This window comes from Streptomyces sp. NBC_01716, assembly GCF_036248275.1.
In the GTDB taxonomy this organism is placed as follows: Bacteria; Actinomycetota; Actinomycetes; order Streptomycetales; family Streptomycetaceae; genus Streptomyces.
In genome coordinates this window covers 6,614,517-6,640,389 of the sequence record NZ_CP109181.1, presented here as the reverse complement: position 1 = coordinate 6,640,389, position 25,873 = coordinate 6,614,517, and the positions used below count along the sequence as shown (strand labels likewise).

Annotated in this window: 22 protein-coding genes and 1 riboswitch; of the genes, 8 read left to right on the top strand and 14 right to left on the bottom strand. The window is 72.0% G+C overall.

Annotated elements, in window-relative coordinates; genetic code table 11:
- Positions 1–78: 78 nt before the first annotated feature.
- From mraY to rsmH, 6 genes are all read right to left on the bottom strand, one after another.
- Positions 79–1,149 (bottom strand): phospho-N-acetylmuramoyl-pentapeptide-transferase, encoded by a 1,071-nt coding sequence (gene mraY, locus OIE74_RS29265; RefSeq protein WP_329388870.1) that lies wholly within the window; start codon positions 1,147–1,149, stop codon positions 79–81.
- Entirely contained in the window at positions 1,146–2,576 is a 1,431-nt protein-coding gene (locus tag OIE74_RS29260) for a UDP-N-acetylmuramoyl-tripeptide--D-alanyl-D-alanine ligase (RefSeq protein WP_329388868.1), read from the bottom strand. Before OIE74_RS29260 ends, mraY begins: the two co-directional genes overlap by 4 nt.
- 75 nt (positions 2,577–2,651) lie before the next feature.
- Entirely contained in the window at positions 2,652–4,199 is a 1,548-nt protein-coding gene (locus tag OIE74_RS29255) for a UDP-N-acetylmuramoyl-L-alanyl-D-glutamate--2,6-diaminopimelate ligase (RefSeq protein ID WP_329388866.1), read from the bottom strand.
- 184 nt (positions 4,200–4,383) lie between these two features.
- A complete protein-coding gene (locus OIE74_RS29250) occupies positions 4,384–6,411 on the bottom strand; it encodes a peptidoglycan D,D-transpeptidase FtsI family protein (RefSeq protein ID WP_329392486.1) in 2,028 nt (675 codons plus the stop codon).
- A 5-nt stretch (positions 6,412–6,416) separates the two neighbouring features.
- A complete protein-coding gene (locus OIE74_RS29245; protein ID WP_443076262.1) occupies positions 6,417–7,085 on the bottom strand; it encodes a septum formation initiator family protein in 669 nt (222 codons plus the stop codon).
- Positions 7,082–8,038: a 16S rRNA (cytosine(1402)-N(4))-methyltransferase RsmH gene (rsmH, locus tag OIE74_RS29240; RefSeq protein WP_329388864.1), complete on the bottom strand. Its 957-nt coding sequence runs from the start codon at positions 8,036–8,038 to the stop codon at positions 7,082–7,084. The genes OIE74_RS29245 and rsmH overlap by 4 nt, the downstream gene beginning before the upstream one ends.
- 377 nt (positions 8,039–8,415) lie before the next feature.
- On the opposite strand from rsmH, the gene OIE74_RS29235 reads away from it, so the two are divergent.
- From OIE74_RS29235 to OIE74_RS29220, 4 genes are all read left to right on the top strand, one after another.
- Positions 8,416–8,979 carry a beta-class carbonic anhydrase gene (locus OIE74_RS29235; protein ID WP_329388862.1) on the top strand — a complete coding sequence of 188 codons (564 nt, stop codon included), beginning with the start codon at positions 8,416–8,418 and terminating at the stop codon, positions 8,977–8,979.
- 204 nt (positions 8,980–9,183) lie between these two features.
- Positions 9,184–10,221: an AAA family ATPase gene (locus OIE74_RS29230; protein WP_329388860.1), complete on the top strand. Its 1,038-nt coding sequence runs from the start codon at positions 9,184–9,186 to the stop codon at positions 10,219–10,221.
- A complete protein-coding gene (locus OIE74_RS29225; protein ID WP_329388858.1) occupies positions 10,221–11,582 on the top strand; it encodes a DUF58 domain-containing protein in 1,362 nt (453 codons plus the stop codon). Before OIE74_RS29230 ends, OIE74_RS29225 begins: the two co-directional genes overlap by 1 nt.
- Complete coding sequence (locus OIE74_RS29220; RefSeq protein WP_329388857.1) at positions 11,579–14,002, top strand: transglutaminase TgpA family protein; 2,424 nt, start codon at positions 11,579–11,581, stop codon at positions 14,000–14,002. The genes OIE74_RS29225 and OIE74_RS29220 overlap by 4 nt, the downstream gene beginning before the upstream one ends.
- Before the next feature lie 259 nt (positions 14,003–14,261).
- Here OIE74_RS29220 and OIE74_RS29215 read toward each other — a convergent pair whose 3' ends face one another.
- From OIE74_RS29215 to OIE74_RS29205, 3 genes are all read right to left on the bottom strand, one after another.
- A complete protein-coding gene (locus OIE74_RS29215) occupies positions 14,262–14,657 on the bottom strand; it encodes a DUF3040 domain-containing protein (protein ID WP_329388854.1) in 396 nt (131 codons plus the stop codon).
- A 285-nt stretch (positions 14,658–14,942) separates the two neighbouring features.
- A complete protein-coding gene (locus OIE74_RS29210; RefSeq protein ID WP_329388852.1) occupies positions 14,943–15,728 on the bottom strand; it encodes a methyltransferase in 786 nt (261 codons plus the stop codon).
- Between the two features lie 94 nt (positions 15,729–15,822).
- Positions 15,823–16,362, bottom strand: coding sequence for an SAV_6107 family HEPN domain-containing protein (locus OIE74_RS29205; protein ID WP_329388850.1), 540 nt, complete (start codon positions 16,360–16,362; stop codon positions 15,823–15,825).
- 211 nt (positions 16,363–16,573) lie between these two features.
- On the opposite strand from OIE74_RS29205, the gene OIE74_RS29200 reads away from it, so the two are divergent.
- From OIE74_RS29200 to OIE74_RS29190, 3 genes are all read left to right on the top strand, one after another.
- A complete protein-coding gene (locus tag OIE74_RS29200) occupies positions 16,574–17,182 on the top strand; it encodes a TetR/AcrR family transcriptional regulator (RefSeq protein WP_329388848.1) in 609 nt (202 codons plus the stop codon).
- Between the two features lie 309 nt (positions 17,183–17,491).
- Complete coding sequence (locus OIE74_RS29195) at positions 17,492–18,145, top strand: DUF4126 domain-containing protein (RefSeq protein WP_329388846.1); 654 nt, start codon at positions 17,492–17,494, stop codon at positions 18,143–18,145.
- Between the two features lie 10 nt (positions 18,146–18,155).
- Entirely contained in the window at positions 18,156–19,697 is a 1,542-nt protein-coding gene (locus OIE74_RS29190; protein WP_329388843.1) for a phytoene desaturase family protein, read from the top strand.
- A 52-nt stretch (positions 19,698–19,749) separates the two neighbouring features.
- Here OIE74_RS29190 and OIE74_RS29185 read toward each other — a convergent pair whose 3' ends face one another.
- From OIE74_RS29185 to OIE74_RS29165, 5 genes are all read right to left on the bottom strand, one after another.
- Positions 19,750–20,772, bottom strand: a complete 1,023-nt coding sequence (locus OIE74_RS29185; protein WP_329388841.1) for a hypothetical protein — start codon at positions 20,770–20,772, stop codon at positions 19,750–19,752.
- A 51-nt stretch (positions 20,773–20,823) separates the two neighbouring features.
- Positions 20,824–21,741 (bottom strand): methylenetetrahydrofolate reductase [NAD(P)H], encoded by a 918-nt coding sequence (gene metF / locus OIE74_RS29180; protein WP_329388839.1) that lies wholly within the window; start codon positions 21,739–21,741, stop codon positions 20,824–20,826.
- Positions 21,742–21,897: 156 nt separating this feature from the next.
- Positions 21,898–22,566, bottom strand: coding sequence for a thiamine phosphate synthase (thiE, locus tag OIE74_RS29175; protein WP_329388837.1), 669 nt, complete (start codon positions 22,564–22,566; stop codon positions 21,898–21,900).
- Positions 22,567–22,668: 102 nt separating this feature from the next.
- Complete coding sequence (locus OIE74_RS29170; protein WP_031231907.1) at positions 22,669–23,034, bottom strand: Rv2175c family DNA-binding protein; 366 nt, start codon at positions 23,032–23,034, stop codon at positions 22,669–22,671.
- A gap of 80 nt (positions 23,035–23,114) precedes the next feature.
- Positions 23,115–24,278 (bottom strand): NAD(P)/FAD-dependent oxidoreductase, encoded by a 1,164-nt coding sequence (locus tag OIE74_RS29165; protein WP_443076385.1) that lies wholly within the window; start codon positions 24,276–24,278, stop codon positions 23,115–23,117.
- Positions 24,279–24,453: 175 nt separating this feature from the next.
- Positions 24,454–24,568, top strand: a riboswitch (TPP riboswitch).
- Between OIE74_RS29165 and thiO the strand changes: the two genes are divergently transcribed.
- Positions 24,565–25,848, top strand: a complete 1,284-nt coding sequence (gene thiO, locus OIE74_RS29160) for a glycine oxidase ThiO (RefSeq protein WP_329388833.1) — start codon at positions 24,565–24,567, stop codon at positions 25,846–25,848. (Overlaps the previous riboswitch by 4 nt.)
- Positions 25,849–25,873: the final 25 nt, after the last annotated feature.

The following is a 25,873-nucleotide window of genomic DNA, read 5'->3' as shown; positions in this document are numbered from 1 at the left end:
CGGTGACCCGCTTGCCGTGCCACCGGGCCCGGAGGCCGGCCGAGGCTCCGGCCGGCGTTCCGGCCGGCTGACGGTCGCTCACTTGTCGGCCGCCCAGCCCGCGTAGAAGAGTCCGAGTCCGACGATCACGCACATGCCCTGGATGATCCAGAAGCGGACCACGACAAGGACTTCGGACCACCCCTTGAGTTCGAAGTGGTGCTGGAGCGGGGCCATCCTGAAGACGCGCTTGCCGGTCAGCCGGAACGAACCGACCTGGATCACCACGGACATGGTGATGAGGGCGAAGAGGCCGCCGAGCAGGGCGATCAGGAGTTCGGTACGGGAGCAGATGGCGAGGCCCGCGAGGGCGCCGCCCAGGGCGAGCGAGCCGGTGTCGCCCATGAAGATCTTGGCGGGTGAGGTGTTCCACCACAGGAAGCCGAAGCAGGAGCCCATGAGGGCCGAGGCGACGACGGCGAGGTCGAGCGGATCGCGTACCTCGAAACAGGCGTCGGGGTTGGTCAGGGTCAGCGCGTTGGCGCAGGACTCCTGGAACTGCCAGAGGCCGATGAAGGTGTAGGCGCCGAAGACCATCACCGAGGCGCCGGTGGCCAGTCCGTCCAGACCGTCCGTCAGGTTCACGCCGTTGGACATCGCGAGAATCATGAACAGCGCCCAGACCACGAAGAGCACCGGTCCGATGGACCAGCCGAAGTCCGTGACGAAGGACAGCTTGGTGGAGGCCGGGGTGTTGCCGCGGAGGTCGGCGAACTGGAGCGAGAGCACCGCGAAGGCGATACCCACGATCAGCTGTCCGGCCATCTTCGCCTTGGCCCGCAGACCCAGCGAACGCTGCTTGACGATCTTGATGTAGTCGTCGAGGAAGCCGACGAGGCCCATTCCCGCCATCAGGAACAGGACCAGCACACCGGAGAACGTCGGGTCCTCGCCGGTGATCACCTTCGCCAGGGCGTAGGCGATCAGCGTGGCCAGGATGAAGGCGATGCCGCCCATGGTGGGCGTGCCCTTCTTGCTGCCGTGGCTGCGGGGGCCGTCGTCCCGGATGAACTGGCCGTAACCCTTGCGGGCCAGCAGCTTGATCAGCAGCGGCGTACCGATCAGGGTCAGGAAGAGCCCGATGGCTCCCGCGAAGAGGATCTGCCTCATCGGCCGGAGACCTCACCCTCGACTGCGTTCTCGAGCAGTGCCTGGGCGACCCGCTCCAGTCCGGCCGACCTGGAAGCCTTCACCAGCACGACGTCTCCCGAACGCAGTTCACTGCGCAACAGATCGACCGCCGCCTGCGCGTCGGACACGTGCACCGACTCCTCACCCCACGAACCCTCGTTGTAGGCGCCCAGTCGCAGCCAGGACGCTTCCCTGCCCCCGACTGCGACGAGCTTGCTGACGTTGAGCCGGACGGCGAGCCGTCCGACCGCGTCGTGCTCGGCGAGCGCCTCGTCACCGAGTTCGGCCATCGGGCCGAGCACCGCCCACGTGCGTCCGCCGGTTTCCCTGGCGGCACCGCCCATGGCGACCAGCGCGCGGAGCGCTGCCCTCATGGAGTCGGGGTTCGCGTTGTAGGCGTCGTTGACGATCGTCACGCCGTCCGCGCGCTCGGTGACCTCCATACGCCAGCGGGAGAGGGTCTCCGCCTCGGAGAGCGCCAGGGCGATCTCGTCGACGGACATGCCCAACTCATGGGCGACGGCGGTCGCGGCGAGCGCGTTCGACACGTGATGCTCACCGTACAGCCGCAGCGTCAGCTCGCTGCACCCGGTGGGTGTTCGAAGGCGGAAGGAGGGTCTGCCGAGGGCGTCGACGTGGACGTTCTCTGCCCGTACGTCTGCTTCGTCGGACTCTCCGAAGAGCAGGACGCGCGCCTTGGTGCGGGTGGCCATGGCGCGTACGAGGGGGTCGTCGGCGTTCAGGACGGCCACGCCGCCCTCGTCGGCGGACGGCAGGGACTCGACCAACTCGCCCTTGGCCTCGGCGATCTGCTCGCGGCCGCCGAACTCGCCGATGTGGGCGGTGCCGACGTTCAGCACGAGGCCGATCCTCGGGGGGACGAGGCCGGTGAGGTAACGGATGTCACCGATGTAGCGCGCGCCCATCTCCAGAACGAGGAACCGGGTGTCGTCGGCGACGCGCAGGGCTGTGAGGGGGAGGCCGATCTCGTTGTTGAGATTGCCGTCGGGCCAGACGGTGGGGGCGGCCCGCCGCAGGAGCTGGGCGATGAGGTCCTTGGTGCTGGTCTTGCCCGAGGATCCGGTGAGCGCGACGGTCGTGGCGCCGGTGCGCCGCACGACGGCGCGGGAGAGGGCGCCGAGGGCCTGGACGACGTCCTCGACGACGATGGCGGGGACACCGACGGGGCGGACGGCCAGGACGGCGGCGGCGCCCGCCTCGACGGCCTTGCGGGCGTAGTCGTGGCCGTCGACGTTCTCACCGGCGAAGGCGGCGAAGAGACTGCCGTCCGCGACCTGGCGGGAGTCGATGACGACGGGTCCGGTGACGAGGACGTCCGGATCCGGTATGTCGTGCGGCTGTCCGCCGACGATGGTGGCGATCTCGGCGAGGGAGAGGGTGATCACTGGGACCGTCCGGCAATTGGAGGGCGGGTGAGGGACAGGGGCGGGGCGGGGGTCTCCGGGTGGCGGGCGGGGACGTCATGCCCGGTCGGCGCTCTCGCTCCTGCCGCGGCAGGAGCGCTCGATGGCCTCGCGCAGCACCTCGCGGTCGTCGAAGGCGCGTACCACCCCGGCGATGTCCTGGCCCTGTTCGTGGCCCTTGCCGGCGATCAGGACGGTGTCGCCCTCGCCCGCGCGGGAGACGACGGACGCGATGGCCGCCGCCCGGTCGGCGTCGACCAGGACGTCGCCGCGCTCGTGGATGGGCACCTCGGCGGCGCCCGCGAGCATCGCGGCGAGGATCGCGAGCGGGTCCTCGGAGCGGGGGTTGTCCGAGGTCAGTACGGCGGTGTCGGCGAGCCTGGCGGCGGCGGCGCCCATCGAGGGGCGCTTGGACCGGTCGCGGTCGCCGCCGCAGCCCAGGACGACGTGCACCTTGCCCCGGGTGACCTTGCGCAGCGAGCGCAGGACCGATTCGACCGCGTCCGTCTTGTGGGCGTAGTCGACGACCGCGAGGTAGGGCTGGCCCACGTCGACGCGCTCCAGCCGGCCGGGAACGCCGGGCACGTGTGCGACGCCGTCCGCGGCCACCTGGGGGTCGATTCCGGCCACGGCGAGGGTGACGACGGCGGCCAGTGTGTTGGCCACGTTGAAGGGGCCGGGCAGGGGTGCCTCCGCGCGGATCCGCTCGCCCTTGGGGCTGACGACGGTGAACGTGCTGCCGCGTGAGCCGACCTCGACGTCCTCGGCATGCCAGTCGGCGTCGGGGTGGCCCTCGGCGGAGAAGGTGGTGATGGGCACGCCCGCCTCGTCGACCAGCCGGCGCCCGTACTCGTCGTCGTAGTTGACGACGCCGACCCGGCTGCGCTCGGGCGTGAACAGCCGTGCCTTCGCCTGGAAGTAGTCCTCCATGCCGGAGTGGAACTCCATGTGCTCCGGGCTGAGGTTGTTGAAGACGGCGATGTCGAAGACGCAGCCGTCGACCCGGCCGAGCACCAGCGCGTGGCTGGAAACCTCCATCGCGACGGAGTCGACACCGCGCTCGCGCATGACGGCGAGGAGCGCCTGGAGGTCGGTGGCCTCGGGGGTGGTGCGCTCGGACTTGATGCGGTCGTCGCCGATGCGCATCTCGACGGTGCCGATGAGCCCGGTGTGGTGTCCGGCGCCGCGCAGTCCGCCCTCGACCAGGTACGCCGTGGTGGTCTTGCCGGACGTGCCGGTGATGCCGATCTGGAGCAGGCCGGCGCCCGGGTGGCCGTAGATCTCGGCGGCGAGTTCACCCATGCTGCCCCGTGGGTCGGGGGTCACCAGCACCGGCAGGCCGGTGGAGGCGGCGCGTTCGGCGCCCGCGGGGTCGGTCAGGATCGCAGCGGCGCCGAGGTCGGCCGCCTGGGCGGAGAAGTCGGCGCCGTGGAAGCGGGCACCGGGCAGGGCGGCGTACACGTCCCCTTCGCGTACCGCGCGCGAGTCGTGGGTGATGCCTGTCGCCGCCCCGTCCGCCGGGGGCTCGGCCCCCAGCTTGGCGGCGAGGTCCACGAGTGAGATCGGCCGGACATGGTCCGGGCGGGGCGCTCCGGGGTGGTTCACGGGCGCGTCCTTTGTGGCGGTTCGGTGGTTATCTGCGTGGGGCACGGCGGTGAGCGTACCGGGCTCACCGGGCACCGGGCCAAGTGAGGGCCGCCGGGTGCCGGAGCCGTCCGGTGGGGTGACGGACGGGTCGTCTTGGTTCCCCGGGTCGGGGGTGATCGTTGTCACTGGGGTGTTCCCTGGGTCACTCGCCGGGCTTGAACTCGACCGGCAGCGGATCCGATGTCCGGCCGGTCGGTGGGATCTGGAGGCTCTTGAGAGCGAACTCCATGACCTCCTTGTAGATGGGGCCGCAGATCTGGCCGCCGAAGTAGCTGCCGCTGGTCGGGTTCTGGATGGCGCAGTAGACGGTGATCTGCGGGTCGTCGGCGGGCGCGAAGCCCGCGAAGGACGCCGTGTAGCCCTTGTAGCGCCCGGTCTCGGGATCGACGCGGTTGGCCGTTCCCGTCTTGCCCGCGACGCGGTAGCCGGGGATACGGGCCTTGGTGCCGGTGCCCGCCTCGTCGCCGACGACGGATTCCAGCATGGTGGCCAGCGTCTTCGCTGTCTTCTCGCTGACGACGCGGGTCTTCTTGGGGGCTTCGGCGGGGGTGAAGAGGCCGTCGGGGCCCTGGGTGCCGCGGACGAGGGTGGGCTCGATCCGTACGCCTCCGTTGGCGATGGTCGAGTAGACCGAGGCCGCCTGCATGGCGTTGATCGACAGTCCCTGGCCGAAGGGGATCGTGTACTGCTGCGAGGTCGACCAGTCCTTCGGGTCGGCCAGGATGCCCTGGGTCTCACCGGGATAGTCGAGGCCCGTGGGGCTGCCGATGCCGAATTTACGCAGGTAGGAGTGGAGGACCTGGTTGGCCTCGGGCTGGGTCCTGCCCAGCTGTCCGGTCGCCAGGATGGTGCCGATGTTGCTCGACTTGGCGAGGACGCCGTTGAGCGTCAGATACCACGTGGGGTGGTCGATGTCGTCCTTGAAGAGGCGGTCGCCGCGGTGCAGCCGGTTGGGCACGGTGACATGGGTGCCGGCGATGGCGGCCTTCTCCTCGAGGACGGCCGCCATGGACATGACCTTGCTGGTGGAGCCGGGTTCGAACGCGTCCTGGAGCGCGGCGTTGCCCATCCGGGCGCTGTCGGCCTGCGACAGGTCGTTGGGGTCGAAGCCGGGGGCGTTGGCCATGGCCAGCACCTCGCCGGTCCGGGTGTTCTGCACTATCACGTACCCGCGGTCGGCCTGCGACTCCTCGACCTGGTCGGTGATGGCCCGCTGGGCGGCCCACTGGATGTCCCGGTCGATGGTGAGCTCGATGTCGGTGCCGGGGACGGCCGGGGTCTCCTGGGAGTCCGCAGTGGGGACGCGACGGCCGCCGGAGTGCGCGTAGGTGATCTCGCCGTCCTGGCCGGACAGCTTCTTGTCGAGCATGGACTCCACGCCGCCGCCTCCGTGGCCGGCGGCGTTGACGTAGCCCAGTATCCCGGCCGCCAGGTCCCCGTTGGGGTACACGCGCTTGCTGCTGGGCTCCTGGAAGACTCCGGCGAGGACGCTGGCCGGTGCCTCACCGCCCTTGCCGCCCTTGGCCGAGCGCGCCTTCTCGGCCTTCTCGGCGAGAACGGCCTTGAGGTCGCTGATCTGGTTCCAGACCTGGGGGGTCTTGCGGTGGGCGAGCACCGTGAAGCGGGACTTGGGGGCCGAGAGCTGCTTGGCGAGCGTCTCGGGCTCCTTGTCGAGGATCGGCGCGAGGAGGGCGGCGGCCTGCTCGGGGGCGTCGGGGACGTTGCTGTCCTCGGGGGTGAACATCTTGGGGTCGGCCGTGATGTCGTGCGCGTCGACGCTGGTGGCGAGGGCGACACCAGCGCGGTCGGTGATCTCACCGCGCTCGGCGGCCAGCGTGACGCTCGTGAAGCGGTTCTTCTCGGCCTTGGCGGTGTACGCGCTCGCGTCGACGGCCTGGACCTGGAGCAGCCGGACGACGAAGACCAGCATGACGAGGGTCAGTCCGAGGCTGACCAGGCGCAGCCGGGGGCGGTGGCTGCTGAGCCGGATGCGGTGCGGGGCGCGGGGGGCGGCCTCGGAGCGCGGACGGCCCGGGTCGGGGCGGCGCGGGCGTCCGGAGGGGCGGGGCGCTGGACGCCGCGGGGAACGCGATTCGGGCCGGGGGCGGGCGCCGCTCCCGGAGCGCGCGGGGCCGGGGACCCGGCGGCGCGGTGGTTGCTCGGGGGGCACTTGCGTCACCTGCCGGGGGTCGTCGGGGTGGTGGGCGCGGTGGACGTCGGTCCGGGGACGGGTGCGGTGGAGGGCGCGCCGCGCGAGTCCGCCGAGGCGGACGAGTCGGAGGGGACGGAAGGGACGGGCGAGGCGGTCGGCGTGGTCGACGGGTCCGCGGGCGCGAGTCCTTCTGTGGAGGACGGGTCCGCCGCGGTGTCCGTGGGCGACTCCGACGGGGACACGGACGGTGCGAGCGAGGCGGGCAGGCTCGGCGCGACGGGCGGGAAGGCGTCCAGGGCGGACGGTGCCGCGTACGGGAGCGCGTCGGCCTCGGAGGGGACGCCGCTGACCTTGCCGTCGGGGTTCAGGAAGGCGGGGCTGCCGCCGGGCACCATGCCGAGCTGCCGTGCGCGGCGCTGGAGGGCGTCGGGCGCCGAGAGGTTGTCCACGTCCCGCTGGAGCGCCTGCTGCTCGTCGGTCAGGTCGGTGGTCCGCTTCTTGAGCTCGCTCAGCTTGAACGACCCCGCGTTGAGCGAGGAGTTCAGCAGGAGCAGGGTGATCAGCCCGCCGCCGAGGAGGAGAACGACCAGCAGGACGAAGGGCGTACGCGCGGCGGTGCTCGCCCCGGTCGTCGGCATCAGCCGGGCGAGCCGCGCGGCCCGCCCCCTCAGCTGCCTGGCCCGTCCGCTCACCGCACGTCCTCCCGGATCCGCTCCGCGCCGCGCAGCCGGGCGGGGGCGGCCCGGCGGTTCTCGGCGACCTCGGCGTCGGTGGGCAGTTCGGCGCCGCGCGTCAGGAGTTTGAGTCTCGGCTGGTACTGCTCGGGCACCACGGGCAGGCCGGGCGGCGCGGTGTTGGCGGCGCCGGCCGCGAAGACCTGCTTGACCAGGCGGTCTTCGAGGGAGTGATAGGCGAGTACGGCGATACGGCCACCGACGGCGAGGGCTTCCACCGCGGCGGGAATGGCCGCTTCTACTGAGGACAGCTCGCCGTTGACCTCGATCCGCAGGGCCTGGAAGGTCCGCTTGGCGGGGTTGCCTCCGGTGCGCTTGGCGGCCTGCGGGAGCGCGTCACGGATGAGTTCGACCAGGCGGGCGCTGTTGGTGAAGGGCTCGACGGCGCGTTCCCTGACGATCGCCGACACGATGCGCTTGGCCTGCTTCTCCTCGCCGTACGCCCGCAGGATCCGTACCAGTTCGCCCGGCGCGTAGGTGTTGAGGACCTCGGCGGCGCTCATCCCCGCCGACTGGTCCATGCGCATGTCCAGCGGGGCGTCCTGGGCGTACGCGAATCCCCGCTCCGCCTCGTCGAGTTGCATGGACGAGACGCCGAGGTCGAAGAGCACGCCCTGGACGCGCGGGATGCCCAGCCGGTCGAGGACGTCGGGGAGTTCGTCGTAGACGGCGTGCACGAGGGTGGCGCGGTCGCCGTACGGGGCGAGGCGCTCGCCGGAGAGGCGCAGCGCCTCCTTGTCACGGTCGAGCGCGACGAGCCGTGCGGCGGGGAAGGTGCTGAGCAGCGCCTCGCTGTGGCCGCCGAGCCCGAGGGTGCAGTCGACGACGACGGCGCCCGGTTCGGCGAGGGCGGGGGCGAGCAGGTGGAGGCACCGGTCGAGCATCACCGGAACGTGCCGGATCGCGGTCATACCCGGGCCTCGCGGGTTCGCTGGCTGCGCTCGCTCATGCGCCCTCTCAGGTCCGGCGTGTTTGTACGTACCGCCGAGCGTGGGGAGGCCGAGCCGCACGTACGCCGCACACGCGGGGGGAATTCGGGGAGTGTTCCGGTGAGTGTTCGGGATGTCCGTGAACTTCGCGTCACTTTAGTCCACAGGTCTCCCCGGTCAATCAACCGGCCAGCGCGTCGCCCGGCCCGGCGCGGGTGGAGCGGCGGGGTGGATCGTCCGGAGATCGCGTGCGCGTCGGGTGCCAATTGTGTGGCTTACCTCACACCAGGGCTCGCCGACGATGTTTGTCCTGCCGTGGAGCGGGCCCCCGGCGCGGGTGGGCATTACCGTCTATGGGTATGTCGACTTCCGCGCACCTCCCCGCCGAGTCCGCCCGGGCAACCGCCGCCGCGGCCCGTACCGACGGCACGGTCACCGATCGACTCGTGGATGCCAACCGGCACTACGCCAAGGGCTTCGACGACCCCGGGATGGACGCCCGCCCCGTGCTCCGCGTCGCCGTGGTCGCCTGCATGGACGCCCGTCTCGACCTGCACGACGCGCTGGGCCTGGAGCTCGGTGACTGTCATACGATCCGCAACGCGGGCGGCGTCGTCACCGACGACGTCATCCGCTCACTCACCATCAGCCAGCGCGCGCTCCAGACCCGCAGCGTCGTACTCATCCATCACACCGGCTGCGGCCTGGAGGCCATCACCGAGGACTTCAGGCACGAACTGGAGATGGAGGTCGGGCAGCGTCCGGCCTGGGCCGTGGAGTCCTTCCGGGACGTGGACCAGGATGTACGTCAGTCGATGCAGCGGGTGCGGACGTCTCCGTTCCTTCTGCACACCGACGACGTGCGGGGGTTCGTGTTCGACGTGTCGACGGGCCTTCTGCGGGAAGTCGACCCGGCGAACTGACCGCGTCGCCCGCGGCAGAAGCACGGCAACTCCGGCAATTCACACCCACTTATCCACAGGCGAGTGACACGAAGCGGTAACGGCTACAAGAATGCGTGAGTGACGGCGGCGTTCCGGAACCATCCGGGCGCGGCGTCCGTATTTCGGGGTGGGCCGGGCCGTGAGAAGAGCCTCGGCCCGTATGAACGGGCCGAGGAGGGCCGGGTGACGACCTATGACGATCGAGCGAGCCTCACAGATCTGACCACCACAGCGGAGCGTGTGCGCGCATCGGTGGAGGGTGTGATCGAGGGCAAGCCTGAGGTCGTACGGCTTTCGCTGACAGTGCTGCTCGCCGAGGGACATCTCCTCATCGAGGATGTCCCCGGCGTCGGCAAGACGATGCTGGCCAAGACGCTCGCACGCTCCATCGACTGCTCGGTGCGGCGTATCCAGTTCACGCCTGACCTGCTGCCGTCGGACATCACCGGGGTCTCCATATACGACCAGCAGCGGCGGGACTTCGAGTTCAAGCCCGGGGCGATCTTCGCGCAGATCGTGATCGGCGACGAGATCAACCGCGCTTCGCCGAAGACGCAGTCGGCGCTGCTGGAGTCGATGGAGGAGCGCCAGGTCACCATCGACGGGCAGACGTACGAACTGCCCAGTCCCTTCATGGTGGTGGCGACGCAGAACCCGGTCGAGATGGAGGGGACGTATCCGCTGCCCGAGGCGCAGCGCGACCGTTTCATGGCCAGGGTCTCCATCGGTTATCCGAGCGCGGAGGCCGAGTTGGAGATGCTGGACGTGCACGGCGGGGTCTCGCCGCTGGACGATCTCCAGCCGGTGGCCCACGCGCACGACATCGTGAAGCTGATCGACGCCGTGCGGAAGGTCCATGTGGCCGACTCCGTGCGGCGGTACGCGGTGGAGCTGGTCGGTTCGACCCGTAACCACCCGGATCTCAGGCTGGGCGCGTCGCCGCGCGCGACGCTGCATCTGCTGCGCGCGGCGAAGGCGTCCGCGGCCCTGAGCGGCCGGGAGTACGCGCTGCCGGACGACGTACAGGCGCTGGCAGTCCCCGTGCTGGCGCACCGGCTGCTGCCGACCGCGCAGGCACAGCTCAACCGCCGGACCGCCGAGCAGGTGGTGCAGGACATCCTGCAGCGCGTCCCGGTGCCGACGGCCGACGGTGGCCGGCAGGCTCCCGTGGCCGCCGCGCCGCTCTACGACCGGCCCCAGCCGGGCGTCCGGCGGCTGTGATGGAGCCCGCTGCCACCCCCTCGGAGACCGAGGACAAGGGCGGGCTGCGGGCGGCGCTGGGCGGTCTCACCACCCGCGGCCGGTCGTTCTTCGCCGCAGGCATAGCCGCGGCGGTCTGCGCCTATGTCCTCGGCCAGGCGGATCTGCTCCGGGTGGGGATGCTGCTGGCCGTGCTGCCGCTGGTCTGTGTCGCCGTGCTGTACCGCACGCGCTACCGGGTCGCCGGCAGCAGGCGGCTCTCGCCGTCGCGGGTGCCCGCGGGGTCCGAGGCCCGCGTCCATCTGCGGATGGACAACGTGTCGCGGCTGCCCACGGGTCTGCTGATGCTCCAGGACCATGTGCCGTACGTGCTGGGCCCGCGCCCCCGGTTCGTCCTGGACCGGGTGGAGGCGGGCGGGCGCCGCGAGGTCTCCTACCGGGTGCGCTCGGACCTGCGCGGGCGCTATCCGCTCGGGCCGCTCCAGCTGAGGCTGAGCGATCCGTTCGGGATGTGCGAGCTGACGCGGTCCTTCAGCGCCCACGACATCCTGACCGTCATCCCGCGCACCGAGCCGTTGCCACCGGTCCGGCTGGCGGGAGCGACAGCGGGGTACGGCGACGGGCGGCAGCGCTCGCTGTCGCTGGCCGGCGAGGACGACGTCATCCCGCGCGGGTACCGCCACGGCGACGACCTGCGCCGGGTGCACTGGCGCTCCACCGCGCGCTACGGCGAGCTGATGGTGCGCCGCGAGGAGCAGCCGCAGCGGGCCAGATGCACGGTGCTGCTCGACACCCGGCGGCTCGCCTATCAGGGCGCCGGCCCCGACTCGGCCTTCGAGTGGGCGGTGTCGGGCGCGGCGTCCGCGCTGGTGCACATGCTGGAACGGGGCTTCGCCGTACGGCTGTTGACCGACACCGGGACGTCGGTGCCCGGCGAGGGCGCCGACGGGTTCGCCGGCTCGACGCAGGAGTCCGCCGACGCGGCCGGACTCATGATGGACACGCTCGCGGTCGTCGACCACTCCGACGGGGCGGGGCTGTCGCGCGCGTACGACGTGCTGCGCGGCGGCACCGAGGGGCTGCTGATCGCCTTCCTCGGGGATCTCGACGAGGAGCAGACGGCGGTGGCCGGCCGTATGCGGCACCGCAGCGGCGCCGCCGTCGCGTTCGTCCTGGACAGCTCCGGCTGGTTCCAGGACGGCGGCGAAGAACCGCCCGCGCGCCTCCAGGACCGGCTGAGGCAGCTGCGTGAGTCCGGCTGGACCGCCCTCGCGGTGCCGGCCGGGTCCGCGCTCCCGGACCTGTGGCAGCAGGCGGCACACCAGCGCACCGAGTCGGGTGCGACCCAGGGCTCGGCAGGTTTCTCCGGAGGATGGTCATGAGCGGTCGCGCGAGGCTGGCGCTGTGCGCGTTCGCCGCCACGCTGATGTCGGCGGGCGCGCTGCTGCCGCTGGTCGATCCCGCCACCTGGCTCCTCCAGGCGGCGTTCATGGTCGGGATCCTGGTGGGGGCGGGCGCACTCGGCCGGCGGGTGCCGCTGGCCAGGACGCTGATCGTGGCGCTCCAGGCGGTCATCGGGCTGCTGATGCTCACGGTGGTGTTCGCGTCGGAGCACGCCGTGCTCGGTCTGTTTCCCGGCCCCGAGGTCTTCCAGCGCTTCGGCGAGCTGCTGAACGAGGGCGGCGAGGACGTCGGGCGGTACGCGATCCCCGCGCCGGCCACCGACGGCATCAAGCTGATGCTGGTCGGCGGTGTGCTGGTCATCGGTCTCGCCGTGGACGCGCTCGCCGTGACGTTCCGCAGCGCGGCCCCGGCCGGACTGCCGCTGCTCGCGCTGTACTCGGTCGCCGCCGGTCTCAACGGCGGCGCGGCCTCCTGGCTCTGGTTCCTGCTCGCGGCCGGCGGGTATCTGCTGTTGCTGCTGGCCGAGGGCCGGGACCGGCTCTCCCAGTGGGGGCGCGTCTTCGGTGGCGCTCCGCGCGCCCCGGGCCGTACCGCCGCCGGGATGGACACCGGGGGCCGGGCCGCGGCACCGGTCCGCGCGGGGCACCGTATCGGTGTGATGGCCCTGGGAATCGCGCTCGTCGTGCCCGCCGCGCTGCCTTCGCTGAACGGCGGGCTGCTCAACGGCACGGGGGCCGGGGCGGGTTCGGGTCTGGGCGGTGGCACGATCTCCGCCGTCAATCCGCTCGTGTCCCTCCAGGACAACCTCAACCAGCCCGAGGACCGCGAGGCGTTGCGGTACCGGACGAACGCGGAGAGCACCCAGAACCTGTATCTGCGGATCATGGCGCTGGACGACTTCGACGGTACGTCCTGGCGGTTCTCCCAGCGCAGTGTCGAGGACGTGCCGGACAGGCTTCCCAGTCCGCCCGGTCTGAACGGCGACGTCAGCACCACCGAGATCAAGACGAGTATCTCCGCCGCCAATTGGTACCGGCAGAACTATCTGCCGATGCCCTATCCCGCGTCCGAGGTGGACATCGAGGGGCGCTGGCGCTTCGAACCGAGCGGCCGGACCCTGGTCGGCGACCGGGGCGAGACCACGCAGGGCGCGCAGTACCAGGTCGGCAGTCTGCTGGTGGAGCCGACGCGTGACCAGCTCGCCACGGCGCCGAGACCCCCGGCCGCGCTGGTGCGTGAGTACACGAAGGTGCCCGACAACCTTCCCGAGGTGGTCGCGGACACCGCACGCGAGGTGACCGACGGCGCCGCGAACGACTACGAGAGGGCCGTCAGGCTCCAGGACTGGTTCGCCGTGGACGGCGGCTTCACGTACGACACCCAGGTCGCGTCGGGCACGGGCGTCTCGGCCATCACCCGCTTCCTCAGCCAGAAGCAGGGCTTCTGCGTCCACTTCTCGTTCTCGATGGCGGCGATGGCCCGCACGCTGGGCATTCCGGCCCGGGTGGCGGTGGGCTTCACCCCGGGTACCCCGCAGTCGGACGGCACGATGTCCGTCGGGCTGCGTGACGCGCACGCCTGGCCCGAGCTGTACTTCGAGGGGGTCGGCTGGACCCGCTTCGAGCCGACGCCGAGCCGGGGCAGCGCACCGGACTACACGATCCCCGAGGCTCCTTCGGGCGACGCGAGCGATCCGTCCCAGCCCGAGGCCAGCACGTCGTCCGCGCCGAGCTCGCAGCCGTCCGCCTCGGACAGCTGCCCGCCCCAGGCGGCCAGGATCGGCGACTGCGGCACGACGGCACCGGCGGGTGCGCTGCCTCCGACGGGCTCGGGAACGTCCGCGGGGACGGTCATCGGCATCACGCTGGGCGTCCTGGCCGTGCTGCTGGTGCCACTCCTGCCGCTGCTGTGGCGGATCCGGGTGCGGGCCCGGCGTCTCGGTTCCGGGGGCCGTACGCCCGCCGATGCCACGGCGCGGGCGCTGGGCGCCTGGCGGGAGATCGTCGACACCGCGTGGGATCACGGCATCCGTCCCGACGACGCGCAGACCCCCCGCAGGACGGCGGCCCGGATCGTGCGGCTGGGGCGGCTGGAGGGTGAGGCCGCCAACGCCGTGCACCGGGTGGCACGCGCGGTGGAGCAGGTGCTGTACGCGCCGGAGCCACAGCCCGCCACGGGCCTCGCCGACGAGGTCCAGCGGGTACGCGCGGGGCTGGGCGAAGGGGTGGGCCGCTGGGCCCGCCAGCGCGCGCTACTCCTGCCGCGCTCGTCCATTCGGGTGATGTGGGCGCTGTCCGAGCGCTGGGCGGCCGTCACGGACCGCTGGGGGGTGCGCCGCCTGGAGCTTGTCCGCCGGCTGACGGCGCTCTTCAGCAGGCCGTCCCGGCAGCGGGGCTGAGCAGGCGGGGCTGGACCGTCCACGGGGGCGGGGCGCGGGGCGGCTTTCGGGCCCCGCGCCCCACCCCCGTCTCGTGTGTCCTGGGGCCGGGGCTACGGGCGAGCGCGAGATACGGGGCGGGGGTACGGCCCGTATGCGGAGACGGGTGAGGGGCGAACGCTTTCCGCGTTCGCCCCTCACCCGTCTCTGCCGTGTCCCACGGCAGCCGCACCACTGCTACAAGCTTGGCTGGTGAACCTCTGCGCCGTACCTGCCGTATCTACTGACCCTGCTCGTCACGGCGGCGCTGCCATCGCTGCTCGATCCGGTTCATGAATGAGCGGCGCTGCCGAGGCTGTCTACGGTCGGCCGTCGCTTCCCCGGTCGGCTGCTGCTCGCCCGGTTTCGGGGCCTTGCGCCAGCCGGTGACCGCGAGGACCGCACAGCCCAGCATGACGAGGAATCCCACCACGCCGATCCAGATCTGCTTGGCGACCATACCGGTCATGAGGAGCGCGATACCCACCAGAAAGCCGGCGACCGCCTGGTAGACCCGTCGCCGGGTGTACCTGCGCAGCCCGCTTCCCTCAAGCGCTGTCGCGAACTTGGGATCTTCGGCGTACAGCGCTCGCTCCATTTGCTCGAGCATTCGCTGCTCGTGCTCCGAGAGCGGCACGGAGTCCTCCTAGTCGTCGGTCGCGGGGGGCGACCGGTATGCGGCCCCTTCAGGATAGGCAGGGATTCGCCCCCGTGAAACCCGCCCTCTACGCCATTTCGCCAATCCGGGCCGCCACGACGACTCGGCCGCTGAGGCGTTGATTCCCCAACCGTCCACCCGTCATGCCGGAAGGCGTACCCCGATCATACGGCGCCGAAGGCTCTGCCGGGGGGCCTGTGGCGCACTCCATCCACAGCTGCGTTGCTGATCAGCCCGGCGATCAGTGCTCCGGGGCGCCCGCCGTCAGGCCCGCTTCTCCCCCAGGACGTGCAACTGGCTCGCCACGGAGTGGAAGGACGACAGTTCGGCGGCGGCCGCCTCAAGCTTCAGGAGGGCCTCCAGGGCGCCCGGTTGAGTGTCCACCAGAACACCGGGAACCAGGTCGGAGAAGACCCGGACACCATGCACCGCGCCCACGTCGACACCGGCCTTGTCGACCAGTTCCGTGAGCATCTCGACGGTGAACCGCCTGGGCACGGGGTCGCCTTCGCCCCAGCGGCCCGCCGGGTCCGTGAGCGCCTGCCGGGCCTCGGTGAAGTGCCCGGCGAGCGCCCTGGCGAGTACGGCGCCGCCGAGGCCGGCCGCAAGCAGGCTGAGCGCACCGGAGGGGCGCAGCGCCTCGACCGCGTTCCGGACGCCCTCGGCGGGGTTGTCGACGTACTCCAGGACGCCGTGGCAGAGCACCGCGTCGTAGCCGCCCCGCCCCACCACGTCGAACAGTCCGTGGATGTCGCCCTGGACGCCGCTGACGCGGTCCGCGACGCCGGCCTCGGCGGCCCGGCGCTCCAGCGCGAACAGCGCGTTGGGACTGGGGTCGACGACGGTCACCCGGTGGCCCAGGCGGGCCACGGGCACGGCGAAGTTGCCCGTGCCGCCCCCGGTGTCGAGGACATCCAGGGCCGCCGTACCCACGGCGGCGGCGCGGCTTTCGAGGGCGACCTGGAGCACCTCCCAGACCACGGCGGTGCGCAGGGAGCTACGGGGGCGCGACGGCGTCTCTCCACCGAAGGCAGGGGAAGGGTCCGACACGGCAGTTGACTCCTCGGCGCGGTGCCGCCCCAGGTCGCGGGGCGTGAACGGTGCAGGCACCGCACAGCCTATTGCCTCCGTCGGTCCGTCCCTGTCACCCAACGGCGCCGCCCTTCTCCGGCTGTTCGGCCCTCGGCCGGGGCAGCACCGGTTCGAGCACGAGAAGCCGCTCCACGAGCCGCAGGAACATGGCCACGTCGCGCAGCAGATCGTCCGCGTCGCGGCTGCTCGCGGCGCCCTGGATACCCGCCTCGGCCCGCGCCCTGCGGGTGGCTCCCGAGGCGAACAGGGCGCTCCACTCGGTGAGCTCGGGGGCGATCTCGGGCAGCACTTCCCAGGCGCTCCGTATGCGCCTGCGGCGCGGGCTCGTCGGCTCGGGGCGGCCACGCGCGGCGAGGACCGCCGCCGCCGTGCGCAGGGCGGCCAGGTGCGCCGTGGCGTAACGCTCGTTGGGCGCTTCGAAGGTGGCGGCCTCGTCAAGTCCCGAGCGGGCCTGGGCGAGCAGGTCGATGGCGGCGGGCGGCGCGGTCGCGCGCCTCTGGACGGGGTGGACATCGGTCGCGGCGCCGGTCAGTGAGGGGGCAGGGCCGCCTGTGCTTCGCCGGTGCGCGGCTGCGGCGTAGGAACTGGCCATGACGAACCTCCTGGTCGTCTCTGTGACGGCTCTGTGGCCGTATGTGTCCATCGTGGAGTACGCCACTGACAATCGACCCTGACCTGCACTTCTGCCCCGTGCGCGGGCTCGGGGGTCCTCGCGGTCGCGGGCGCGTCCGGCACGGGCCGCACCTGCCTGCTGCCGGCGCTCACCGTCGGACGCCTCCCCGGCACCTGTGAGAATCGGGCGCATGGACAGCAGCAGCACCCGCCGGCAGGCCACCCGTCAGAAGCTCTACGACGCCGCGGTGACGCTCATCGCCGAACAGGGCTTCTCGGCGACGACCGTGGACGAGATCGCCGAGCGCGCCGGAGTCGCCAAAGGCACGGTCTACTACAACTTCAAGAACAAGAACGAGCTGTTCGAGGAGCTTCTGCGGCACGGCGTGGGCCTGCTCACCGCCTCCCTCCAGACCGCGGCCGACGAGACGGCGGAGCGCGAAGGGACCAGCGTCGAGGCGCTGGACGCCATGGTCCGCGCGGGACTCGCCTTCATCGACCGCCACCCGGCCTTCACCCAGCTGTACGTGGCCGAACTCTGGCGCACCAACCGCGCGTGGCAGCCGACGTTACTGATAGCGCGTCAGCGGGCCGTCGCCGTCGTGGAGAAGGTGCTCCAGGAGGGGATCGACGGCGGTGAACTCGGCGAGGAGATCGACATTCCGCTCACCGCCGCCGCACTGGTGGGAATGGTGCTGGTGGCGGCCCTGGACTGGCAGGCGTTCCAGCCCGAGCGGTCGATCGACGACGTGCACGCGGCGCTCTCGCTGCTGCTGCACGGCCGGGTCGGCGGGAGCTGACGCGGCGTCCGGGGCCGGCACGCTCTTGCCTGCCGGACAGCGGAAAGTGCGCCGCTCCGGCCGGACTTCCTCACTCGTCCCGGCCGGAGCGGCGCACTGCCCACCCCCGTGGCGGTCGGGGTGCCACGCCGCTCCGCCGCCCCGTGCCGGCGGTTTCGGCGTCGCGCCCCTCCCGTGCCCCTCACTCTTCCGTCTTCGCAGGTGAGGGCCTATCCGTGTCTCTACTCATCTCATGTACTAGGTACGGATACTCACGACCCCGTTGCGGAGCTCACCCGTCCGGCCGAGTCTCTGGCTACGATCTCGTCCGTGTCCGTACTCCCCCTTGTCTTCACCAGCGGCTGGGCCAGCGGGATCAACGCCTATGCGGTGGTCCTGCTGTTGGGTGTCTTCGGCGCGACCGGGATGACCGACGAGGTCCCCGAGTCGCTCCAGCGCACCGACGTTCTGATCGTCGTCGGTGTGCTCTTCGTCTGCGAGGCGGTGGCGGACAAGATCCCGTACGTCGACTCGATCTGGGACTCCGTGCACACCGTGATCAGACCGGTCACCGGCGCGGTGGTCGCCGCGCTGCTCGCCGGACAGAGCGGTTCGCTCCCGGAGATCACGGCGGGCGCGGTCGGCGGATCGACCGCTCTGGTGAGCCATCTGGTGAAGGCCGGCACGAGGATGGCGGTCAACACGTCGCCGGAGCCCTTCAGCAACATCGCCGTGAGCACCGCGGAGGACCTGGGTGTCGCCGGGATCATCACGTTCGCGATCTTCCACCCGCTCGCCGCGGCGGTCGTCGCGGGCGGCCTGCTGCTGATCGGCATCGTGATCACCTTCTTCGTGGCCTCGAAGATCCGCCGGTTCTGGCGGCGCAGGGCGGACAGACGCGCCGAGCGGCGCCTCGCCACCACCTGGCCGCCCGCTGTGAACACCGCGCCTCCCGGGCGCGACCGGGGAAAAACCGGCCGCTAAGGTCCACTTCATGGCACGGATTGCGGTGATCGGCGCCGGGATGGGCGCGATGGCGGCGGCTGCCCGGCTGGCGGTGGCGGGGCACCAGGTGACGGTGTACGAGCGCTCCGCGACGTACGGCGGGGCCCTCGGCCGGTTCGAGCGGGACGGGTTCGCGTACGACACGGGCCCCGGGCTGCTGCATCTGCCCGCCGTCTACCGGGATCTGTTCGTCAAGACCGGCAAGAAGCCGCTCGAAGAGTGCGTGCGGATGACGCAGGTCGACCCGGCGAGCCGCCATGTCTTCCCCGACGGCACCGATGTGTCGCTGCCGAACGCGTCGCGCGCCGGTGTCGTCGCCGCCCTGGACGCCGCTCTCGGCGCGGGCGCCGGCGCGCGGTGGGGCGACTTCCTCGGCCGGGCCCGGGACGCCTGGGACCGGTCGCGGCGGCCTCTGTTGGAGGAGCCGCTGCGCGAGGACTGGCAGGTGCTGGGGCGCGATCCGTATCCCGCCGTGCGGCAGCGGAGGCTCCTGCGCGGGCCCCGGTGGGCGGGCACCGTCGCCGAGGTGGGCGCGCGGGAGCTGGCGGATCCCCGGCTCGCCGCGCTGTTGGAGGGGTACGCGCTGTCGTACGGTCTTGACCCACGGCACACCCCGGCGGGCGCGGCGTCGCTGCCGTACATGGAGCAGACCTTCGGCAGCTGGTATGTGCGGGGCGGGATGCGGGCGCTGGCGCACGCGGTGTACGAGCGGTGCCTGGAGCGCCGGGTGGAGTTCGTGTTCCACGCCGAGGTGACCCGGATCGTCGAGAAGGACGGCCGCGCGGTCGGTGTCGAGCTGGCGCCGGGGGCTTCGGCCGGCACCTCGGCGGTCGTCGGGGCGGAGCATGTGGTGGCGGGCACGGCTCCGGCCGCCCTGGCGGGCCAGGAGCTGTGGCGGGACGAGGACGTACGGCCCCGGGGCGGGGGCGCGGGCGGCGTCGGGGCGGCGTCGGTTCCCGGCAGGTTCACGGTGCTGCTGGCCCTGCGCGGAGGCAGGCCGGACGACGCGGCGCACCGTACGGTGGTCCACTCCCCCGCCGGCGCCGGTGAGGCCGCCGCGGTCTTCTCCGGGCGGACGGCGGAGCGGCCCACGGTCACGGTGCTGCGGCCCGACGATCCGACGACGCGTCCGGACGACGGGCACGAGGCGGTCACCGTCACGGCGACCGTCGCGCCGCAGGGTCCGGTGGACTGGACGGATCCCGGGCTGCGTGAGCGGTACGCCGATGTGCTGGTGGAGGCGGCCGGCGCCGCCGTGCCTCAGCTGCGGGAGCGGCTGCGCTGGCGGGAGGTCCGTACGCCGGCGGACACGGCGGCACGGACCGGGGCGCGGGGCGGCTCGGTGCCCGCACCGTCGCTGGCGGGTGCGGAGGGCCGGCTGCTGCATCCGGCGAACACCACGCGGCTGCCGGGGCTTTATCTCGTCGGCGGCGAGGCGCATCCGGGCGGCGGGCTGGCGCACGCGGGGATGTCGGGGGCGCTGGTCGCCGGGCTGATCGTGGAGGGCGCGGACTTCCGCGGCTCGCGCTGAATCCCCCGCGCCGGGGTGAACTCGCGAAGGGATGGCGGGAGTTGAGTGCCCGTCAGTAGCGGTACTGCTGCTCGTCGTAGTTGGGGTCGTAGCCGTACTGCTGCGGTGCCTGCTGCGGCATCGGGGGGACGTTCTCGCCCTCGCGCTGCTGCGGGACCCAGACGCCGCCGGGCGGGGTCTCCGCGCCGTACTCCGGCTGGGCACTCTGCCCGTTCTGGCCGGCGTAGGGGTCGGCGTACTGCTGCTGGCCGCCGTAACTGTCGTACGAGCCATAGGACTCGCCGCCGGTGGCCGCGCCGCTGTACGGGTCGTCGGTGTAGGCGGCGTACTGCTGCTGGCCCGTGCCGTAGTCGTACTGCCCGCCCTGGTCGTTCCGCGCCGCGTACGGGTCCTGCTGGGCGCCGTACGCGTCCTGGCCGCCGTACACATCCTGCCCCTGGGTCGCGTACGGGTCCGGGGCGGCGTACACGTCGGAGGCGCCGTATCCGTCCTGGGGGCCCTGGCCCTGGCCGGCGTAGGCGTCATGACCCGCGTAGGCGTCCTGGCCCGTGGTCGCGTCGTAACCGTGGTACGGGTCGTAGTCGCCGTACTGGGTCGCCTGGTAGGCGGCATCGGTGTAGACGCCGTACTGCCCGGTCTCGTCCGGCATGGGCTCCGGCTCGTAGACGGAGGCGGTGTACGGGGGCTCGTCGGGGACGGGAGCGGCGGCCTCGGCGGGGCCCGCGGCGACGGGCTGGTACTCCAAGTCCGAGACTTCCAGGCTCGGTTCGCGGTTCTCGGTCTCACCGCCACCGGCCCTGCGGCGCCGGCTCGCGCCGGGGCTGCCGCCGATCGCCCAGCCCGTGGAGAAGCCGCGGCGGAACGAGAGCGTCACATAGGTCTGGCCGACCGCGAACGCGATCGCGCCGACCGCGATGACCGGGACGGAGGCGAGGAGGACACCCAGCACCACGCCGGCGAAACCGATGAAGGCGAGGAGCCGCCAGCGGAGCCGCGCCTTGTACTGGAGCAGCACTTCGCCCAGCAGCCACAGCGCGACGATGCCGAACGCGATGTAGAGGACCGTCCAGCCCATGCCCGCCCCTCTCCTGCGGTCACCGCCCCGGAGCGGGGCGGGTACGACCTGTCACGACTGCTCGTGCAGTCCGAGATTCTCGTAGATTTCGAGCGTCGCCGTGGAGTTGTTGAGTGTAATGAAGTGGAGTCCGGGAACACCCTCCGCGCGCAGCGTCGCGCAGAACTCCGTCGCGTACTCGATACCGATGGAGCGTACAGCGGCGGGATCGTCCTTGACCGAGAGGATCCGCTCTTTCAGCGCCGGGGGCAGCGAGGCGTTGCTGAGCTGCGAGAAGCGCTCGATCTGCCGGACGTTGGTGACCGGCATGATCTCCGGGATGATCGGCGTGTCGCAGCCCGCGGCGGTGACCTTGTCCCGCAGCCGCAGATAGTCCTGGGGGTCGAAGAACATCTGGGTGATCGCGTAGTCGGCGCCCGCGCGGCACTTGGCCACGAAGTGCCGGATGTCGCTCTCCCAGTCGGCCGAGCGCGGGTGCATCTCGGGGAAGGCCGCGACACCGACGCAGAAGTCGCCGGACTCCTTGATCAGCCGGACGAGGTCGGCCGCGTACCGCACGCCCTGGGGGTGGTTGACCCATTCGCCCATGGGGTCGCCGGGCGGGTCTCCGCGTACGGCGAGGATGTTCCTGATCCCGGCGTCCGCGTACTGGCCGATCATGTTGCGCAGCTCGGCGACCGAGTGGTTCACGGCGGTGAGGTGGGCGACCGGGGTGAGCGTGGTGTCGGAGGCGATGCGCTGGGTCGCCTTGACCGTGCCGGCCCGGGTGGAGCCGCCCGCGCCGTAGGTCACGGAGACGAAGCTCGGGCCGACCGCCTCGACCCGGCGCAGCGCGTTCCAGAGATTCCGCTCGCCTTTCTCCGTCTTGGGCGCCCAGAATTCGAACGAGTACGACAATTTGCCGGTCGCAAGCAGGTCACGCACCGTACGAGCGTGATCCGTCCTGGTCGAAGCTGTACCAAGGGCCATATCCGAAGGCTATCGAGGCTACGGCGATCACCCAACCAGACCAGGGCGATTTGTTCGTTTCACACCATCCCTGTCCATCCCTCGGACGGTACGGACACCGAAGATCGAGGGCGGGCGGGGCAGGCGCCGGCTTGCCGGGCGGCCGGGCGCCGGATGTCAGGCCACTCGGTCGCGGACGCGCTTGGCGAGACCGGCCGCCGCCATGGCCGGATCGTCCGCCTCCGTGACGGCCCTGACGACCACGACCCGGCGGGCCCCGGCGTCCAGCACCTCTTCGAGGTTGCCCGCGTCGATCCCGCCGATCGCGAACCACGGGCGCCGGGTGGCCAGCGACGCCGCGTACCGCACGAGGCCGAGCCCCGGCGCGTGCCGGCCGGGCTTGGTGGGGGTGGGCCAGCAGGGACCCGTGCAGAAGTAGTCCACACCGGGCTCACCGGCCGCCGCCATCGCCTCGGCCTCGGAGTGCGTGGAGCGGCCGATCAGCAGCTCCGTACCGAGAATGGCGCGGGCGGCGGAGACGGGCAGGTCGCCCTGGCCCAGATGCAGCACGTCGGAGCCGATGGCGTGCGCCACGTCGGCCCGGTCGTTCACCGCGAGGAGCTTGCCGTGGCGCCGGCAGGCGTCGGCGAAGGCCTGGAGGTGCTCCAGCTCCTCGGCCGCCTCCATGCCCTTGTCACGCAGCTGCACGATGTCCACACCGGAGGTGAGGACGGCGTCCAGGAACTCCGGGAGATCCCCCTGCCGCTTCCGCGCGTCCGTACACAGATAGAGCCGGGCGTCGGACAGCAGATCGAGTGCGCTGGGCGCACCGGGCGCTGCGGGCATGCGGGTCTCCCCCGTCGGATCGGTGTCTGTCGGAGCGCTTCTCCGTAACGGCCGTGCGCGGGGCGGAGCGCTCCGCCCCGCGCACGGCCGGTGGTGGTGTCGTCAGACGGCGAGCGCCTGAGCGCGGCGCTTCACCTCCGTACCGCGATTCTCGCTGAGGGCCTGCGCGGGCGTGCCCGGCAGGGACGGGTCGGGAGTGAAGAGCCACTCAAGCATCTCTTCGTCGGTGAAGCTGTCGTCCCTCAGGAGCGTCAAGGTCCCGGCGAGGCCCTTGACGACCTTGTTGCCGTCGATGAAGGCGGCCGGCACCTGGAGCGCGCGGTTCTCCCCGCGGCGCACGGCGATCAGCGTGCCTTCCTTCACCAGCTGACGCACACGCGTCACCTCGATATCCAGCATTTCGGCGATATCGGGCAGGTGAAGCCAGGCAGGGACGAGAGCATCGATCTTTGCGTCAATCTCAGTCACAGGACAAGCCTGCCATCCCGGACTGACAGTCGGAAGCCGAGCCGGGCGGCGAACGGGTCTCCGGGCGGCGTCGGGCGAGGTCAGAGAACCGTCGATTTGAGCGGTACGGCCGGGTCGGCGGCCCGCCGTGTGTCGATCCGCGCGCCCGACGCGACGAGCTTGCGGCCCTGCGCCAGATCACGCGGCCGGCCGACGGTCATCAGCGACACCAGCGCCCCGTCGCGCAGCCACAGGACCGACCAGGCCGCGGTCGCCGGGTCGCCGCGCCACAGCAGCGTGTCGGCCCGCGCGTGATGGCCCGCGTACTGCACGAAGCGGCCGAACTGCTCGGACCAGAAGTACGGCACGGGGTCGTACGGCTCGTGGGCCTCCCCCACGATGTCCGCGGCGACCGTGCGCGGCCCCTGGAGCGCGTTGTCCCAGTGGTGCACCAGCAGCCGCTCGCCGTAGCGGGCCGAGGGGAACGAGGCGCAGTCCCCGACCGCGTACACGTCGGCCCGTGACGTGCGCAGCCGGTCGTCGGCCGTGACGGCGCCCTCGGGGCCGGTCACGATGCCGGAGCCCGCCAGCCAGGCCGTGGCGGGTCTGGCGCCGATGCCCACGACGACCGCGTCCGCCGACAGCTCGCGGCCGTCGGCGAGGGCCACCGTGCCGGGCCCGATGCGCGTCACGCGCGCGTGGGTGAGGAGTTCCGCGCCGCTCTGCGCGTACCAGTCCCCCATCGGAGTGGCGACCTCGGCCGGCAGGGCGCCCGCGAGCGGACGGTCCGCGGCCTCGACGACGGTCACCGCGCAGTCGGCCTCCCTGGCGGCGGTGGTGAACTCGGCGCCGATCCAGCCCGCGCCGACCACGACGACGTGGTTCCGGCGGTCCAGGACGGGGCGCAGCCGCGCGGCGTCGTCCAGGGTGTGCAGCAGATGGACACCGGGCGTGTCCCCGGTGCCGGGGAGGGTGATCGGTTCGGCGCCGGTGGCGAGGACCAGTACGTCGTACGGGACCGGCCCCGCCGCCGTGTCCACCTCGTGGTCGTCGGGGCGCACTCCGGTCACTTCGAGTCCCAGCCGCAGCTCCAGGGAGAGCGCGCCGAAGTCCACGTCGAAGGCCGAACTCTCCGCCGTCCCAAGGAGGACGGCCTTCGAGAGTGGGGGCCTGTCGTAGGGCTGGTGGGGCTCGGCTCCGATGAGGGTGACGGGGCCGCCGTAGCCCAGTTCACGCAGGGCGACGGCGGTCTGTACGCCCGCCATGCCCGCGCCGACGATGACGGTGCGCCGCCGGTCCGCCTGCTTCCGCTGCTCGTTCACCTGATCACCTTAGGGTCTGGCTTTTGGATCGGGCCGGGACGACGACGCCCTTACAGGGCGCGGGGAGCGGGGGTTACGCTGACCCGGAAGCATCTGTCGGCAGTAGCGAACAAGAGACTTCACACCTCGCGGGAGCCCGTACGCACCGGGCTGAGAGGGAGGCTGACGCGGCCTCCGACCGTACGAACCTGATCCGGGTCATGCCGGCGAAGGGAGGAGCTGGACGCCCATGCGCTCATCTCACGTTCCGTTGGGGCAATCCGGTCCGGAGACCTCTCCGGGCAGGTCTCCGGACCCGTCGGCCGGCCCGGGTCCCCGGCACACCGACGTCCTGGTCGTCGGGGGCGGCGTCATCGGCCTCGTCACCGCCTGGCGCGCGGCACAGCGCGGGCTCGGCGTCACCGTCGTCGACCCCGAGCCCGGCGGCGGGGCCGCGCGGGTCGCCGCCGGGATGCTCGCCCCCGTCAGCGAACTCGACCACGGCGAGCAGACCCTGCTGGGGCTGAACATCGCCTCCGCGCGGCTCTATCCGGACTTCGTCGCCGAGTTGGAGTCCGCCACCGGGCAGGACACCGGCTACCGCGCCTGCGGCACGCTCGCGGTCGCTCTCGACTCCGACGACCGGGCGCGGCTGCGTGAACTCCACGCCCTCCAAAGGAGGTCGGGCCTGGAGTCCGAATGGCTCACCGGCCGCGAGTGCCGGCGGCTGGAGCCGATGCTCGCCCCTGGCGTACGCGGCGGGCTGCGGGCCGACGGCGACCACCAGATCGACCCGCGCAGGCTCGCGGCGGCCCTCGTGACGGCCTGCGAGCGGGCCGGGGTGGTCTTCCACCGGGCATGGGCCGAGAGGCTGCGGGTGGTCCGGGACCGGGCCGCCGGAGTCACCGTCGCAGGCGGCACCGAACTCGGCGCCGAGCAGGTGGTCATCGCCGGCGGCAGCCTCAGCGGGCGGCTCGCCGGGGTGCCGGACGACGTCCTGCCGCCGGTACGGCCCGTCAAGGGCCAGGTCCTGCGGCTGACGGTGCCGCGCCCGTACGCACCCTTCCTCTCCCGGACACTGCGGGCCGAGGTCCGCGGCAGCCATGTCTATCTGGTGCCGCGCGAGAACGGCGAGCTGGTCGTCGGCGCCACGAGCGAGGAGCTCGGCTGGGACACGACGGTGACGGCGGGCGGGGTGTACGAACTCCTGCGCGACGCCCATGAACTGCTCCCCGGCATCACCGAACTGCCGCTCACCGAGACCCGCGCGGGGCTGCGGCCGACATCGCCGGACAACGCCCCGCTGCTCGGCCCGACCGCGCTGCCCGGCCTGCATCTGGCCACCGGGCACCACCGCAACGGGGTGCTCCTGACGCCGGTCACGGGCCAGGTGATGGCCACCGTGCTCACGACGGGTGAACTCCCCGACGACGCACGGCCCTTCACACCGGACCGCTTCTCGCCCACGTTCGCGCCCGGCCCGGCGCCGGGTCTCTCCCCCGCCGTCTCCGCAGGTCAGGAGCAGCACGCATGACAGACACCGTGAATCCGCCCCTCGA